This window comes from Micromonospora sp. LHW51205, assembly GCF_003315815.1.
Classification (GTDB): Bacteria; Actinomycetota; Actinomycetes; order Mycobacteriales; family Micromonosporaceae; genus Micromonospora; species Micromonospora chalcea.
On sequence record NZ_QMEZ01000001.1, the window covers coordinates 1,159,790 to 1,173,935 of the forward strand.

13 protein-coding genes are annotated in these 14,146 nt (G+C 75.0%); 6 read left to right on the forward strand and 7 right to left on the reverse strand.

Translation table 11 applies throughout. The features are described 5' to 3' along the window. The first annotated feature begins 149 nt into the window (after positions 1-149). Positions 150-3,365, forward strand: coding sequence for a BTAD domain-containing putative transcriptional regulator (locus DQE82_RS05395; protein WP_199495942.1), 3,216 nt, complete (start codon positions 150-152; stop codon positions 3,363-3,365). On the opposite strand, the gene DQE82_RS05400 is transcribed toward DQE82_RS05395, so the two are convergent. The 3 genes from DQE82_RS05400 to DQE82_RS05410 form a co-directional block, all read right to left on the reverse strand. Further along, positions 3,320-4,114: an ABC transporter permease gene (locus DQE82_RS05400; RefSeq protein ID WP_104115864.1), complete on the reverse strand. Its 795-nt coding sequence runs from the start codon at positions 4,112-4,114 to the stop codon at positions 3,320-3,322. The genes DQE82_RS05395 and DQE82_RS05400 overlap by 46 nt on opposite strands. Next, positions 4,111-5,070 carry an ATP-binding cassette domain-containing protein gene (locus DQE82_RS05405; RefSeq protein WP_113972131.1) on the reverse strand — a complete coding sequence of 320 codons (960 nt, stop codon included), beginning with the start codon at positions 5,068-5,070 and terminating at the stop codon, positions 4,111-4,113. Before DQE82_RS05405 ends, DQE82_RS05400 begins: the two co-directional genes overlap by 4 nt. 108 nt (positions 5,071-5,178) lie before the next feature. Beyond that, entirely contained in the window at positions 5,179-5,397 is a 219-nt protein-coding gene (locus DQE82_RS05410; RefSeq protein ID WP_030503492.1) for a hypothetical protein, read from the reverse strand. Positions 5,398-5,481: 84 nt separating this feature from the next. On the opposite strand from DQE82_RS05410, the gene DQE82_RS05415 reads away from it, so the two are divergent. Both DQE82_RS05415 and DQE82_RS05420 read left to right on the forward strand, forming a co-directional pair. Then, positions 5,482-6,237: a cyclopropane-fatty-acyl-phospholipid synthase family protein gene (locus DQE82_RS05415; RefSeq protein WP_113972132.1), complete on the forward strand. Its 756-nt coding sequence runs from the start codon at positions 5,482-5,484 to the stop codon at positions 6,235-6,237. 38 nt (positions 6,238-6,275) lie between these two features. Beyond that, the gene (locus DQE82_RS05420) at positions 6,276-6,701 is read left to right on the forward strand and encodes an ATP-binding protein (RefSeq protein ID WP_043327055.1); all 426 of its coding nucleotides are present in this window, start codon (positions 6,276-6,278) and stop codon (positions 6,699-6,701) included. A gap of 15 nt (positions 6,702-6,716) precedes the next feature. On the opposite strand, the gene DQE82_RS05425 is transcribed toward DQE82_RS05420, so the two are convergent. After that, positions 6,717-7,559 carry a DUF3152 domain-containing protein gene (locus DQE82_RS05425; RefSeq protein WP_113972133.1) on the reverse strand — a complete coding sequence of 281 codons (843 nt, stop codon included), beginning with the start codon at positions 7,557-7,559 and terminating at the stop codon, positions 6,717-6,719. Between the two features lie 138 nt (positions 7,560-7,697). Between DQE82_RS05425 and DQE82_RS05430 the strand changes: the two genes are divergently transcribed. The 3 genes from DQE82_RS05430 to DQE82_RS05440 all read left to right on the forward strand — a co-directional run bounded on the left by DQE82_RS05430 (position 7,698) and on the right by DQE82_RS05440 (position 10,594). Then, positions 7,698-8,888, forward strand: coding sequence for a DUF2786 domain-containing protein (locus tag DQE82_RS05430; RefSeq protein ID WP_113972134.1), 1,191 nt, complete (start codon positions 7,698-7,700; stop codon positions 8,886-8,888). Positions 8,889-8,987: 99 nt separating this feature from the next. After that, positions 8,988-9,350, forward strand: coding sequence for a YciI family protein (locus tag DQE82_RS05435; RefSeq protein ID WP_205796229.1), 363 nt, complete (start codon positions 8,988-8,990; stop codon positions 9,348-9,350). Beyond that, positions 9,347-10,594 (forward strand): RNA polymerase sigma factor, encoded by a 1,248-nt coding sequence (locus DQE82_RS05440; protein WP_113972135.1) that lies wholly within the window; start codon positions 9,347-9,349, stop codon positions 10,592-10,594. Before DQE82_RS05435 ends, DQE82_RS05440 begins: the two co-directional genes overlap by 4 nt. A gap of 64 nt (positions 10,595-10,658) precedes the next feature. Here the strand turns inward: DQE82_RS05440 and DQE82_RS05445 are convergent, their stop codons facing one another. The 3 genes from DQE82_RS05445 to DQE82_RS05455 all read right to left on the reverse strand — a co-directional run bounded on the left by DQE82_RS05445 (position 10,659) and on the right by DQE82_RS05455 (position 14,126). Next, entirely contained in the window at positions 10,659-10,832 is a 174-nt protein-coding gene (locus tag DQE82_RS05445; RefSeq protein ID WP_043330702.1) for a CsbD family protein, read from the reverse strand. A gap of 67 nt (positions 10,833-10,899) precedes the next feature. After that, positions 10,900-13,152: a cation-translocating P-type ATPase gene (locus tag DQE82_RS05450; protein ID WP_113972136.1), complete on the reverse strand. Its 2,253-nt coding sequence runs from the start codon at positions 13,150-13,152 to the stop codon at positions 10,900-10,902. A 17-nt stretch (positions 13,153-13,169) separates the two neighbouring features. Further along, positions 13,170-14,126: a hypothetical protein gene (locus tag DQE82_RS05455; RefSeq protein WP_113972137.1), complete on the reverse strand. Its 957-nt coding sequence runs from the start codon at positions 14,124-14,126 to the stop codon at positions 13,170-13,172. Positions 14,127-14,146: the final 20 nt, after the last annotated feature.

The window sequence follows — 14,146 nt, forward strand, 5'->3', positions numbered from 1 at the left end:
CCCTCGCGGGCCATACCAGCCGGGCCGGGTGGGCACGGTCGACGGCTTTGACGGATCCGGTACGGGCGGGCCGGGACTTTTCACGCCGCCTTCACGGACCGCCCGGCGCGGGGACCGTGACGGGCCGGTCCGCCGCCTACGCTGGCCCGGTGACCACCGAACTGACCATGCTGTCGGACGTGGTCTGCCGAGGTGTGCCGGTGGGCGGCGCCCGGCTGCGCGCGCTGCTGGCCCTGCTGGCCGGCCGGCTCGGGTCCGGCTGCAGCACCGGCGCGCTCGTCGACGCGCTCTGGCCGGACGATCCGCCCCGGCATCCGGTGAAGGCGTTGCAGATCCTGGTCTCCCGGGCCCGCGCCGAGCTGGGCGCCGACCTGATCGTCCGGACCGCCACCGGTTACCGGCTGGCGCTCACCGACGCGCAGGTGGACGCGGCGGCGGTGCTGCGGCACGCGGCGGCGGCGGCCCGGCACGCCCGCGCGGGTGCGCACGCCCCCGCACTCGCCGAGGCGGAGGCGGGACTCGCGTACTGGGCCGGTCCGCCCGGCGATGACCCGGGCGAGCACGATCCGCTCACCGCGTTGCGCGCGGACCGGGCCGCCACGTACCGGGAACTGTCCCGGGCGCGGGCGCTCGCGTTGTCCCGGCTCGGACGGCCCGCGGAGGCACTGGCCGGTCTCGACGCGCTGGCCGCCGGAGGTCCGCAGGACGAGGAGGTGCTGGCCGAACTGCTCCGGTGCGAGGCAGCGGTGACGAGCCGGTCGGCGGCGCTGACGCGGTACGAGGACTACCGCCGCTCGCTCCGCGACGAGCTGGGCGCCGAGCCGGGAGCCGCGCTGCGCGAGCTGCACCGGGAACTGCTCGACGGCGAGAGCCGGGTGTCCCGGCCCGGCATCCCGTACGAGCCGAACCCACTGCTGGGCCGCGACGGCGACCTGGCCTCGGTGGAGTCCCTGCTCGCCGGCTCCCGTGTGGTCTCCGTCGTCGGACCGGGCGGGCTGGGCAAGACCCGGCTCGCGTACGCGGTGGCCCGGCGCGCGCCGCAGCGCAGCGTACGCCTGGTGGCGCTCGGCGCGGTCACCACCGACGGCGACGTGCCCGAGGCCCTCGCGGCGGCGCTGGGGGTCGGCGAGCCGGTCGCCGGGCCGGTCGGCGCACTGCCGGTGCCCGCCGACCCGGTCGCCGCGATCGTGGCGGCGCTCGGACCGGGGTCGGTGCTGCTGGTGCTGGACAACTGCGAGCAGGTGGTCCGGGGCGTCGCCGAGCTGGTGGCGGCGCTGCTGGCGGCGACCCGGGAGCTGCGGGTGCTGACGACCAGCCGCACCCCGCTGGGGTTGACCTCGGAGGCGGTGCACGCGCTGCCCGAACTGCCGCTGGACACGGCGGTGCAGCTGTTCACGCAGCGGGCCCGCGCCGCCCGGCCGGGCGTGGTGCTGCCCGCCGACCAGGTGGCCGAGGTGTGCCGGCACCTGGACGGGATGCCGCTGGCGATCGAGCTGGCCGCCGCCCGGGTGCGGGCGATGAGCGTGCCGGAGCTGGCCCGCCGGCTCGACGACCGGTTCGGGCTGCTGCGCGGCGGCCCACGGGACGCGCCGGCGCGCCACCACACGCTGCACGCGGTGGTCGACTGGAGCTGGAACCTGCTGCGGCCGGAGGGCCGGGCGGCGTTGCGGGCGCTGTCGGTGTTCCCGGCCGGGTTCAGCGCCGCTGCGGCGGACCGGGTACTCGGCGGGGACGCGCTGCCGGTGCTGGAACACCTGGTCGACCAGTCACTGCTGCGGGTGGAGGAGACGGCGGACGCGATCCGGTTCCGGATGCTGGAGACGGTGCGGGAGTTCGGCGCCGCCCGCCGCGCCGAGGCCGGCGAGGACGAGCGGGTGCTGGCGGCGTACCTCGCCTGGGCCCGCGAGTTCGGCCTCGGGCACCACGAGGCGCTGCTCGGCGCCGAACCGTTCACCGCCGTCGTGACGGTCCGCGCCGAGCAGGACAACCTGGTCGCCGCGCTGCGCCTGGCAGTGGCCCGGTCCGACGCACCGACAGTAGCGGGTGTCGCCGCCGCACTGGCCGCGGTGTGGACGCTCGACACCAGCTACACCCGGATGCTCGCGCTGGTAGCCGACACCGATTTCCTGCTCTCTCACTACCGTCCGCCGCCGGAGTTCGTGGCACCGGTCCGCACCGTTGCCGTGCTCGGCGTGGCGCACACCCTGATGATCGCCGGGCGCCGCTCGACCCGCTCGCTGGTCGTGCTGCGCCGCCTTCCGCCGCCACCGCCGGACACGGTCGCCGGTGCGATGGCGGTGGTGCTGGGCGCGCTCCCCGAGATCGACGCCGACCCGGCCGTGCTCACCGCGCTGCGTGCGCACCGCGAACCGCTTGTCGCCGCGATGGCGAACGCCCTGGCCAGCTATCTGCTGGAGCAGGCCGGGCGGCCTGACGACGCGCTCGACGCCGCTGGGCGGATGCTCGACACGCTGGCGCACCGGCCGCTGCGGTGGCTGCTGGTGCTCGCCCACTCCCGGGTCGGTGAACTCTGCATGCAGGCCGAACGCTCGGCGGAGGCCCGGGATCACCTCACCGCCGCGCTGGACCTGCTGGCCGACTCCGGCCCGTGGTGGGACCGCCTCCAGATCCGCTGGAGCCTGGTGCTGGTCAACCTGGCGCTGGGCGAGGTCGACGAGGCGGAACGCTGGCTGCGGCTGGCCACCACCGACGCCTGCGACAGCCGGTACGACGCACCGCCGGTGCCGGACGACCAGTACGGCATGCGGGCGTACGAGCGCGGCATCAGGGCCGAGTTCGCGCTGGCCCGGGGCGATGTCGAGGCCGGGCTAACCGGTTGGCGGGAGGCGCTGGACGGGTTGCGGCGGCCGTCGAACCCGCTCATCTGGTCCGGCCCGCCCGGCGACGCGCCGTGGCACCTGGAGATCCGGGCGGCGGCCCTGGCCGCACACGCCCGGCACGGCCGGCTGGACCTGGTGCCGGGGCTCGCCGACTCGCTGCGCCGCCGGAGCGTGGCGCTGCTGGCCGACCCGATCGCCGAACCGCCCGGCTTTCTCGTGCAGCTACCGATTCACGGGTCACTGCTGCTGGCCCTCGGCCTGGTGGAACTGGGCCGGTCGGGCGGCGACCGGGCGGCCGGCGGCCGGCTGGTCGCGCTCGCCCGAACGCTTCGGCTACCTGCGCAACTTCCAGCCCACCATGTCCTCGGCGGCGGCCCGCCGGGCGGCGCGCGACGCGGACGCGGCGGCGTACGACGCGGCCCGCACGTCGTACGCCGCCCTCGACCACGACGAGCTGCGGCTCGCCGCCGTGGCAGAACTCAGCGGGACGGATCCCGGTCGTACAGCCGGCGCGCCCACAGGTAGCCGAGCAGGCTGATCCCGGCGCACCAGGCCACCGCCGCGACCGCGTCGCCGCCGTCGACCTGGCCGGCCAGGAGCAGGCCGCGCAACGTCTCCATGATCGGGGTGAACGGCTGGTGCTCGGCGAACCAGCCGAGCCACGCGGGCATCGAGTCGGTCGGCACGAACCCACTGCCCAGGAACGGCAGCAGCAGCAACGGCATGGGCAGGTTGCTGGCGCTTTCCACGCTCTTGGGCACCATGCCCAGCGCCACCGACAGCCAGGTGATCGCGAACGCGGTGAGGGTGAGCAGCCCGACTGCGGCGAGCCACTGCGCCGGACCGGCGTCCGGCCGGAAGCCGACCAGCAGCGCCACACCGACCACCACCGCCAGCCCGAGCAGCGTCTGCGCCACCGCGCCGACGACGTGGCCGGTGAGGACCGCCGCGCGGGCGATGGACATGGTGCGGAACCGGGCCACGATGCCCTCGGTCATGTCCATGGCCACGGCGATCGCGGTGCCCTGTGCCGCACCGGCCATGGCGAGCAGCAGGATGCCGGGGGTCACGTAGTCGGCGTACGCGGACCGGCCCCCGGCCACACCACCGAGTCCGTTGCCGAGCGTGCCGCCGAAGACGTAGACGAACAGCAGCAGAAAGATCACCGGAAGGGCGATCACCATGACGGTCAAGGATGGGTAGCGCACCGCGTGCTTGAGGTTGCGGCGCAGCATGGTCGCCGAGTCCCCAACAGTGTGGGCGAGCGTGCTCATGCGGTCACCTTCTCCTCGGTGGGGTGACCGGTGAGGGCCAGGAAGACGTCGTCCAGATCGGGGGTGTGCAGGCTCAGCGAATCGACAGCGACACCGGCGGCGTCGAGCCGGTCGAGCAGCGCCCGTACCCCGCTGACGCTCCCGTCGCCCGGCACCCGCAGGGTGAGGTCGTCGTCGTGCCGGGTGGCCGCCGGGAACAGCCCGGCCGCCGCGGCCAGGTGCGCCGCGTCGGTGAAGTGCAGGCGTACGTGGCCGCCGGGCACCAGCCGCTTCAGCTCGGCCGGGCTGCCCTCGGCGACCAGGCGACCGCCGTCGAGCAGCGCGACCCGGTCGGCCAGGTGGTCGGCCTCCTCCAGGTACTGGGTGGTGAGGAAGACGGTGGCGCCCTCGGCCACCAGTTCCCGGACGATCTGCCACATGGCCCGGCGGCTACGCGGGTCCAGGCCGGCCGTCGGCTCGTCCAGGAAGATCAGCCGGGGGCGGCCGACGAGCGTCATCGCCAGGTCCAGCCGGCGCTTCATCCCGCCCGAGTACGCCGCCACCGGCTTGCCCGCCGCCTCGGTCAGGTCGAAGCGGGCCAGCAGGTCGTCCACCACCCGCCGTCCCTCGACCCGGCCGAGGTGCCGCAGGTCGGTCATCAGCCGCAGGTTCTCCGCGCCGGTGAGCAGCGCGTCGACGGCGGAGAACTGGCCGGTCACGCCGATCGCGGCGCGTACCCGATCCGGTTCGGCGGTCACGTCGTGGCCGGCGACCCGGACGGTGCCGGCGTCGGCGCGGATCAGTGTGGAGAGGATCTGCACGGTGGTGGTCTTGCCGGCGCCGTTCGGGCCGAGCAGGGCGAACACGGTGGCCTCGGGTACGCGCAGGTCGACACCGTCGAGCACGACCTGTCTCCGGTACGCCTTGCGCAGCCCGGACACCTCGACCATCGCGCCGGGAAAATTCGTCGTCGTCATGCCCGCAACCGTCGCGGCCGGCGGGATCAGCGCGGTTTCACGACGGTTTCACGCCGCCGGGTCACCCGTCGATCGCACGGTGCACGGGCCTCGTGACTGAGCGCGCGGTCAGCGGGGCATCGCCCGCCAGCCGGAGCCGCTCGCCCGCCACGCCCCGGCGAGGATGCTCGCCGAGCCGCGGCTCGGGCACTGCTGGATGCGGGACCGGCCGCTGGCCCCACCGATCTGCGCCTGGACCTGCCACTGGCTTCCGTCGGTGCGGATGTAGACGTCGCGCCGTCCGCGAGGGTTGCTGACGCCGTTCCACCAGTGTTCCTCGACCACCATGCCGTGACCGTACCGCAGGAGACCCGGAGCAGCACAGACGCAAATTGGTTGCCACCGCCGGCCGTACGGCGGGACGCTCCCCGGATGACAGCACCGGACCTGCCGCGCCAGTTCACCATCCGCGAGGGCGACCTGCGGATCCTCAACCCGTTCGACGACGTCAAGCTGGCCACGCTGGGCCGCGCGATCCGGCTGCGCCCCGGTGACGAGCTGCTCGATCTGTGCAGCGGCAAGGGCGAGCTGCTCTGCACCTGGGCCCGCGACCACGGGATCACCGGCACCGGCGTCGACATCAGCAGCGCCTTCACCGCCGCCGCCCGGGAACGCGCCGCCGGACTCGGCGTCACCGATCGGGTACGTTTCGTGCACGGCGACGCGGCTGCGTACTCGCCGGAGCGGCCGGTCGACGTGGCCGCCTGCGTCGGCGCCACCTGGATCGGCGACGGGGTGCCGGGCACGCTGGAGCTGCTCGGCCGGGCGCTGCGGCCGGGCGGCATGGCGCTCGTCGGGGAGCCCTACTGGCGGCGTGACCCGCCGGACGAGGAGGCCGTCACCGGGTCGCACGCCCGGTCCCGGGACGAGTTTCAGGATCTGCCCGGTCTGGTCCGGCTCTTCGGCGAGTGCGGCTGGGACCTGGTCGAGATGGTCCTCGCCGACCAGGACAGCTGGGACCGGTACGCCGCCGCGCACTGGCTGAACCTGCGTCGCTGGCTGGACGCCAATCCGGACGACGAACTGGCCCCGGAGCTGCGCCGGGAGCTGACCGAGGACCCGCTGCGATACGTCCGTTTCCAGCGCGAGTACCTGGGGTGGGGAGTGTTCGCGCTGCTGCGCCGGTGAGCTGCTTAACGAACGGCTACGCAGGGTAAAGACAGATCATGGGACAGTTGCGCACCTCGCCTCCGCCGCCGGAGGCCACTGAGCTGGAGCAATGGGTGCTGGACAGTCCCGAGGATCTGCGCGGTCTGCGCGCCTCGCTGCGGGACGCGCTGAACCGGCACGGGCTGGTGCAGGGCGAGGACCTGGACGAGGTCCCGCACCTGGTCGTGCTGGTCGCCACCGAGCTGGCCAGCAACGCGCTGCGGCACGGACGGCCGCCGACCATCGTCACGCTGCTCGCCACCGACGACCGGTTCCTGCTGGACGTCGCCGACCACGACGTCAGCTCGGTGCCGGAGCTGACCGACATCAGCCCGACCGACTCGGGCGGGCGCGGACTGTTCCTGGCCCAGTCGGTCTCGCTCGACGTCGGCTGGTACGCCACCGACGCCACCAAGAACATCTGGGCCGCGTTCTCCCGCTGACGGCCCGCCGCCGGTTCAGCGGTCGCCGGCCGGGACGGGGTCGTCGTACTGGCCGGGCGGTCCGGTCAACGGTTCGGCGCCCACGATCGGCCACGGGTTCGGCGTGCACCCGTGCAGCCCGAGCGTCTGCTGCACCATCACCGGCGCCGGACCGCCGGCCCGGGGGCACAGCTCGTGTCCCCGGCCCAGCCGGTGGCCGACCTCGTGGTTGAGCAGATACTCCCGGTAGCGGGAGAGGTCGGCCACGTGCGGCACCCCGTACACCCAGCGGGCCACGTTGATCACCACCCGGTCGCCGTTGCGGCAGGACGTGTAGGTGTCGTTCGGGTCGCCGCAGAGCCGCCCCCGGGTCACCGGCGTGGTGAGCAGCACCGTGAAGTCGGCCGGGTCGTCGCGGCCCACCCGTTGCAGCCGCCACCGGCCGTCGCCGGTCCAGCCCCGCCGGTCGGCGAGCGTCGCCGCCACCTCACTGGCGAAGCGTTCCACGTCCACGTTGCGGATGCCGTCCTCGACGGCGACCCGGTAGCGCAGCAGTTCGCCGGAGCGCCCGGCCACAGCGCCGACGGTGTCGGCGGTGCGGAAGGTGCCGCCGCCCCGGGTCGGGTAGACGATGCCGGGTACCACCCGCCCGGCCGCCGGGACCGGCGTCGGCACCGTCGTCGGCGCGGGACGCGCGTCCGGCGGGGTCGGTGCCGCCGCCTGCACGGTCCGCCGCACGTCCACGCGGTCCAGCAGGTCCGGGTGCCGGGCGGCGTACCCGCCGGCGGCGAGCGCGGCCCCGACCAGTACCACCGCCAGGATGCGCAGTGATCGCGGCCTCCGCCGTCGCCGGTGCAGCCCTCGGTCGTACCCGCCCACGTCGATCTCCGTCCGTCGCCCCCACGCGCTCGGGCAGGAGTACGGACGGCAGGCCCGGACGGTTGAACGGGCCGGCCGGGTACCGTCGGTGCCGGGGTGAGCGAGAGGCCGCCTGCCGGAGTTCAGGGAGAGCCACCCGTGTCACCAGCCGACCGACTGCTCGACGACGCCGTCGCGACGGCGCGCGGCACCGATGTACGCGCCGCCGAGCGGGCCCTCGACGGGCTGGTGGTGGCCGACGGCGCGGCGGTGGACGCGGCGCTGCTCGCCCGGCTCACGCGGGACGTGGGCCGGCTCTGGCCGCGTGGCTGGCAGCCCGCCGACCTGGATCGGCTCGCCGTCCGGCGGCTGACCCCGCGCGGTGCCCGGCTGCTGCGCGACGCCATGGCCGCGCAGCGACTCACCCTCCCGGTCCCGGTCCCGGACTGGTTCGACGCGCAGCTCACCGAGGCCGGCGCCCGCTGGGACGACGACGCGGGCTGGCTGGACCGGCGCGCCGACGGCGACCGGATCACCACGTTGCGGGACGCGGTCGACGCGCTCGTCCTGGTGGCGGGGCTGCCGCCGATCGCGGCGCTGCGCCCCCCGCCGGGCTCGGCCGCCGCCCCCCGCGCCGCCGCGACGCCGAGCGGTTCCCGGATGCTCGACCGGGTACGCGCGCTGCTCGCCAAGGCCGAGTCGACCGCCTACCCGGCCGAGGCGGAGGCGTTCACCGCCAAGGCGCAGGAGTTGATGGCCCGGCACAGCATCGACGCGGCGCTGCTCGACGCCGCCGCCGAGCGCTCCGGCGGTCCGGGCGGCGTCCGGATCGGGGTCGACGCCCCGTACGCGGCGGCGAAGGCGCTGCTGGTCCAGGAGGTGGCGGCGGCGAACCGGTGTGAGTCGGTCTGGTCCGACGACCTGGGCTTCGCCACCGTGCTCGGCTTCCCGGCCGACCTGGCGGCGGTGGAGTTGCTGCACACCTCGCTGCTGGTGCAGGCCACCGCCGCGATGCTGCGCGGCCGGCGCGAGCGCGGAAAGGCAGGCGGGCGGCGCACCAAGGGCTACGACGAGTCGTTCCTCAACGCGTTCGCGCTGCGGATCGGCGACCGGCTGCGGGAGGCCAGCGCGGCGGCGGCCGGACAGAGCGACGACGACCGCCTGCTGCCGGTGCTCGCGGCCCGCTCGGACGCCGTCCGGGAGCGGGTCGACCAGCTCTTTCCCGGCACCACGCGGCACCGGCTCCAGGTGCGCGACGAACAGGGCTGGGTCTCCGGCACCAGCGCCGCCGACCGCGCCTCGCTCGATCCGGGCCGCCCGGCACGCCGCCCGGTGCGCGGTTCTCGCTGACTTCCTGGCCGATGATGTCGGTTCGGGCGGACCGGCTCCGACCCGTCTGCGAGGCGCCACCGACGGTGGCCCGAACCCGAGGAGTGCACGGTGAAGTACATGCTGCTGATCTGGAACCGGCCCGGCTTCGTGGAGGAGCTGTCCGAGGCGGAACGCAACGCGATCTTCGGCGAGGTCGACGAGATCATGAAGGAGCTGTCCGAGTCCGGTGAGCTGGTCGGCGGTGAGGCGCTGGCGCACCCGTCGCAGGCCCGTACGGCCCGTCCGGCCGCCGGTGGCGGCACCGAGATCACCGACGGGCCGTTCGTGGAGAGCAAGGAGCAGTTCGCGGGCTACCTGACCGTCGACTGCGAGACACCGGAGCGGGCTGCCGAGATCGCCGCGCGCTGGCCGGACGTGCGGCACGGTTTCGGCGTGCTGGAGGTGCGCGCGGTGATGGAGCAGGCCGGGACGGAGATGTGACCTCACCTGCGGTCGAGGACCTGCTGCGCACGCTCGCGCCGCAGGTCCTCGGCGTGCTCGTGCGCCGGCACGGCCAGTTCTACGCCTGCGAGGACGCGGTCCAGGAGGCGCTGCTGGCTGCCGCCGTCCAGTGGCCGGAGCAGGGCCTGCCGGACCATCCCCGAGCGTGGCTGGTCACCGTCGCCACCCGCCGGCTCACCGACGAGTGGCGCGGTGAGCACGCCCGCCGGGCACGCGAGGTCGCGGTGGCGGTCCGGCAGCCCGCGTACGCGACTGTCGCGCCGCCCGCCGACGAGGAGCCGCCCGGCGGGGACGACACGCTGAAGCTGCTGTTCCTCTGCTGTCATCCGGCGCTGCCGGTCAGCGCGCAGGTGGCGCTCACGCTGCGTGCGGTGGGCGGGTTGAGCACCGCCGAGATCGCCCGCGCGTACCTGGTGCCGGAGGCGACCATGAGCCAGCGGATCCGGCGCGCGAAGCAGCGGATCGAGGCGGCCGGCGCGCGTTTCACGCTGCCCTCGCCGGCCGACCGGGACGAGCGGCTGGGCGCGGTGCTGCGCGTGCTCTACCTGGTCTTCAACGAGGGGTACGCGGCGTCGAGCGGCGAGGCGCTGCACCGGGCGGAGCTGACCGCCGAGGCGATCCGGCTGGCCCGGGAGCTGCGCCGGCTGCTCCCGGACGACGGCGAGGTGGCCGGGCTGCTGGCGCTGATGCTGCTCACCGACGCGCACCGGGCGGCGCGTACCGGGCCGGACGGCGAGCTGGTGCCGCTGGCCGAGCAGGACCGCGGCCGGTGGGACCGGGCTGCGATCGAGGAGGGGGTGGCGCTGGTGACCGAGGCGCTGACCTGGTCGTCGCCGGGCCCATACCAGGTGCAGGCGGCCATCGCGGCGGTGCACGCGGAGGCGCCCACCGCCGGGACCACCGACTGGCCGCAGATCGTCTCGCTCTACCGGGTGCTGGCCCACCTCGCGCCGAACCCGATGGTCACGCTGAACCAGGCGGTCGCGGTGGCCATGGTGGACGGCCCGCGCGCCGGGCTCGCGCTGCTGGAGCCGCTCGACGCCGACGGCCGGACCGCCGGCCACCACCGGCTCACCGCTGTCCGCGCGCATCTGCTCGACCTGGCCGGGGACCGGGCGGACGCGCGGGCCGCGTACCTGGCCGCCGCCCGGGCCACCACGAGCCTGCCGGAACGGCGGTACCTGCAGGCCCGCGCCCGCCTGGCCGGTGACGGGCCGCGCTGATCCGCGCCCGGACAGCACGCCGGGCCGGCCCGTGGGCCGACCCGGTGGGTGTGCGTCGCGTACGTCAGCTCTTGAAGGCGTCCTTGATCTTCTCGGCGGCCTGCTTGAGCTTGGCGCCGGCCTGGTCGTTGCGGCCCTCGGCCTCCAGGCGCTCGTTGTCCGTGGCGCGGCCGACGCCCTCCTTGACCTTGCCGGAGACGTCCTGCGACGTGTTGTCGATCTTGTCGTCGAGACCCATGATGACCTCCACTGATGCGATTGCCTGACGACAACTGGTTACCCCGTCGACCGCCCGCCCAATCCCCTCACCCGATCGGGCGGAAGCGCCGCAGCCGCAGGCTGTTACCCACCACGAAGACCGACGAGAAGGCCATCGCCGCCCCGGCGAGCATCGGGTTGAGCAGCCCGGCGGCCGCCAGCGGCAACGCCGCGACGTTGTAGGCGAACGCCCAGAACAGGTTTCCCTTGATGATCGCCAGCGTGCGCCGGGAGAGCCGGATGGCGTCCGCGGCGGCGGTCAGGTCACCCCGGACCAGCGTCAGGTCGGCGGCCTCGATGGCCGCGTCGGTGCCGGTGCCCATGGCCAGCCCGAGGTCGGCCCGGGCCAGCGCGGCGGCGTCGTTGACCCCGTCGCCGACCATCGCGACCACCCGGCCCTCGCCCTGCAGCCGCTCGACCACCGCGACCTTCTCGGCGGGCAGCACCTCCGCGATCACCTCGTCGATGCCGACCTCGGCGGCCACCGCCTTCGCCACCGTGGCGTTGTCGCCGGTGAGCAGCACCGGGGTGAGCCCCAGTTCGCGCAGCCGCGCGACCGCCGTCCGGCTGGTCGGCTTCACCGCGTCGGCCACCGCGAGCACGCCCCGGGCCCGCCCGTCCCAGCCGGCCAGGATCGCCGTCCGGCCGGCGGCCTCCGCGCCGGTCGCGGCCCGCGCGATCTCCTCGGGTACGTCGAGACCCCGCTCGCGCAGCAGCCGTGCCCGGCCGACCACCACGGTCCGGCCGTCCACGGTGCCGGTCACGCCCAGCCCTTCGGCGTTGGCGAACCCGCCGACCGGCGGCAGCGGTCCGGCTTCGGCCGCGGCCTCGGCGACGGCCCGCGCGATCGGGTGCTCGGAGGCGGCCTCCAGCGCGCCGGCCACCCGGAGCAGTTCGTCGGCGTCCTCGCCGTCGGCGGGCAGCACCTCGGCCAGCGCCATCCGGCCGGTGGTGACGGTGCCGGTCTTGTCCAGCACCACGGTGTCGACCCGGCGGGTGGACTCCAACATCTCCGGCCCCTTGATCAGCACCCCGAGCTGCGCGCCGCGTCCGGTGCCGACGAGCAGCGCGGTCGGCGTGGCCAGGCCGAGCGCGCACGGGCAGGCGATGATCAGCACGGCCACCGCGGCGGTGAACGCGGCGGTCGCACCGGAGCCGGTGCCGAGCCACCAGCCGAGCGTGCCGGCGGCCAGCGCGATCACGATCGGCACGAAGACGCCGGAGATCCGGTCGGCGAGCCGCTGCACCGCCGCCTTGCCGGTCTGCGCCTGCTCCACGAGCCGTGCCATCTGGGCGAGCTGGGTGTCGCCGCCGACCCGGGCGGCCCGGACGACCAGCCGGCCACCGGCGTTCACGGTCGCGCCGGTCACGGTGTCGCCCGTCCCCACCTCGACCGGCACCGACTCGCCGGTGAGCATGCTGGCGTCGACGGCCGAGGTGCCCTCCTCGACCACGCCGTCGGTGGCGATCTTCTCGCCGGGCCGGACCACGAACCGGTCGCCGACCGCGAGCCGGTCGACCGGGACCCGGACCTCCTGGCCGCCGCGCAGCACCGCGACGTCCTTGGCCCCGAGTTCGAGCAGGGCGCGCAGCGCCGCCCCGGCGGTGCGCTTGGAGCGGGCCTCGAAGTACCGCCCGGCCAGGATGAACACCGTCACCCCGGCGGCGGCCTCCAGGTAGATGTTGCCGGCGCCGTCGCCCCGGGTGATGTCGAGGCTGAACGGGTGCTTCATCCCGGGCATGCCGGCGTCGCCGAGGAACAGCGCCCAGAGCGACCAGCCGAACGCGGCGAGCGTGCCCAGCGAGACGAGCGTGTCCATGGTCGCCGCGCCGTGCCGCAGGTTGACCAGCGCGGCGCGGTGGAACGGCAGCCCGCCCCAGACCACCACGGGGGCGGCCAGCGTGAGCGAGGCCCACTGCCAGTAGTCGAACTGCCAGGCCGGGACCATGGCGAGCACGATCACCGGCAGCGTGAGCACGGCGGAGACCCAGAGCCGGGTACGCGCGACGCGCAGCTCGTCCGCCGGCTCCCCGGCCGCTGCGGCCGCCTGCTCGGGCGGGGGCGGCACCACGGCGGTGTAACCGGTCTTCTCGACGGTGGCGATCAGGTCGGCCGGCGCGATGTCGTCGGCGTACCGGACGGTGGCCTTCTCGGTGGCGTAGTTCACTGTCGCCTCGACGCCGTCCATCCGGTTGAGCTTCTTCTCGATCCGGGCGGCACAGGACGCGCAGGTCATCCCGCCGATCGCCAGTTCGATCAGGTTCGGCGCGGTGGGCAGCGTCTTTCCTGTGGCAGTCATCGCGGCACCTCCGGCGCTCAACTGTGCCCGTGCCCCGGCGTGCCGTGTCCGGCGTCCGGGGTCGGTGCGGTGGTGGATACCGGCGCGGCCGGGTCGCCGGCCAGGACGGTGAATTCGGCGGTGTGCACCGCGTCGCCGTGCCGGAAGTCCAGGTAGAGACGGTACGCCCCGGCCGAGGGCACCTCGGCGGCGAACGTGATCGCCGGACCGGCGGGGGTGCGCCCGTCGCCGGGTGTGCCCTCCGGGTGCACGTGCAGGTACGCCAGGTCGCCCTGCCGCAGCGCCACCAGGTGCCCGTACGCGCCGAGGTAGGGCTGAAGGTCGGTGACCGGTCGCCCGTCGCGGCTGACGGAGAGCGTGAGCCGGCTGGTCCGGCCCGGCTCCGGCGTGCCGGTCAGCGTGACTGTGTAGCCGTCGACGGTGGTGCTGGTCACCGGCGCCGGCAGCGGCCGGGCGGCCAGCTCGCCGGGGACCGTGACGTCCAGGCCGAGGGTCAGCGGCTCGCCGCCTTCGGGCGTGAAGTCGGCGAACGCCCGCCACACCCCGGGGCCGTCGAGCGGGGAGGCGACCCGCCAGGTGCCGTCGCCGGCCATCTCCGGGTGGACGTGCCGGAAGCCGGACAGGTCCCGGCGCGCGACGATCAGGTGCATGCGCTTGTCGTGGGCCACCTCGAAGCGGGTGACCGGCGTGCCGTCCGGGCCGGTGATCCGGAAGGCGAACTGCCCGGCCGGCGCGGTGGCGGGCTGGAGCGTGTAGCCGTCTTCGGAGACGAGCAGCCCGCCGGGCAGGTGCGCGTCGGCGCCGTTCTCGTCACCGTGACCGGTGCCGCCGGTCCCGTGGTCGCTGCCGCTGTCGTCGTGGCGGGTCTCGGCGGCCGGGGCGACGGGATCGGCCAGGTTGCCGATCCCGTACGCCGCGCCGAAGACCGCCACGAGGCCGAGCGCGAAGCCGCTGAGCTTCGTCGCCGTGTTCATGGTTTCTCCTCGGTTCTGCG

Bases quoted from the DNA above. Each gene is read 5' to 3' on its own strand.
- DQE82_RS05400 (WP_104115864.1), bottom strand. From the start codon at position 4,114: ATGAGCACGCTCGCCCACACTGTTGGGGACTCGGCGACCATGCTGCGC.
- DQE82_RS05405 (WP_113972131.1), bottom strand. From the start codon at position 5,070: ATGACGACGACGAATTTTCCCGGCGCGATGGTCGAGGTGTCCGGGCTG.
- DQE82_RS05410 (WP_030503492.1), bottom strand. From the start codon at position 5,397: ATGGTGGTCGAGGAACACTGGTGGAACGGCGTCAGCAACCCTCGCGGA.
- DQE82_RS05415 (WP_113972132.1), top strand. From the start codon at position 5,482: ATGACAGCACCGGACCTGCCGCGCCAGTTCACCATCCGCGAGGGCGAC.
- DQE82_RS05420 (WP_043327055.1), top strand. From the start codon at position 6,276: ATGGGACAGTTGCGCACCTCGCCTCCGCCGCCGGAGGCCACTGAGCTG.
- DQE82_RS05435 (WP_205796229.1), top strand. From the start codon at position 8,988: ATGCTGCTGATCTGGAACCGGCCCGGCTTCGTGGAGGAGCTGTCCGAG.
- DQE82_RS05445 (WP_043330702.1), bottom strand. From the start codon at position 10,832: ATGGGTCTCGACGACAAGATCGACAACACGTCGCAGGACGTCTCCGGC.
- DQE82_RS05450 (WP_113972136.1), bottom strand. From the start codon at position 13,152: ATGACTGCCACAGGAAAGACGCTGCCCACCGCGCCGAACCTGATCGAA.
- DQE82_RS05455 (WP_113972137.1), bottom strand. From the start codon at position 14,126: ATGAACACGGCGACGAAGCTCAGCGGCTTCGCGCTCGGCCTCGTGGCG.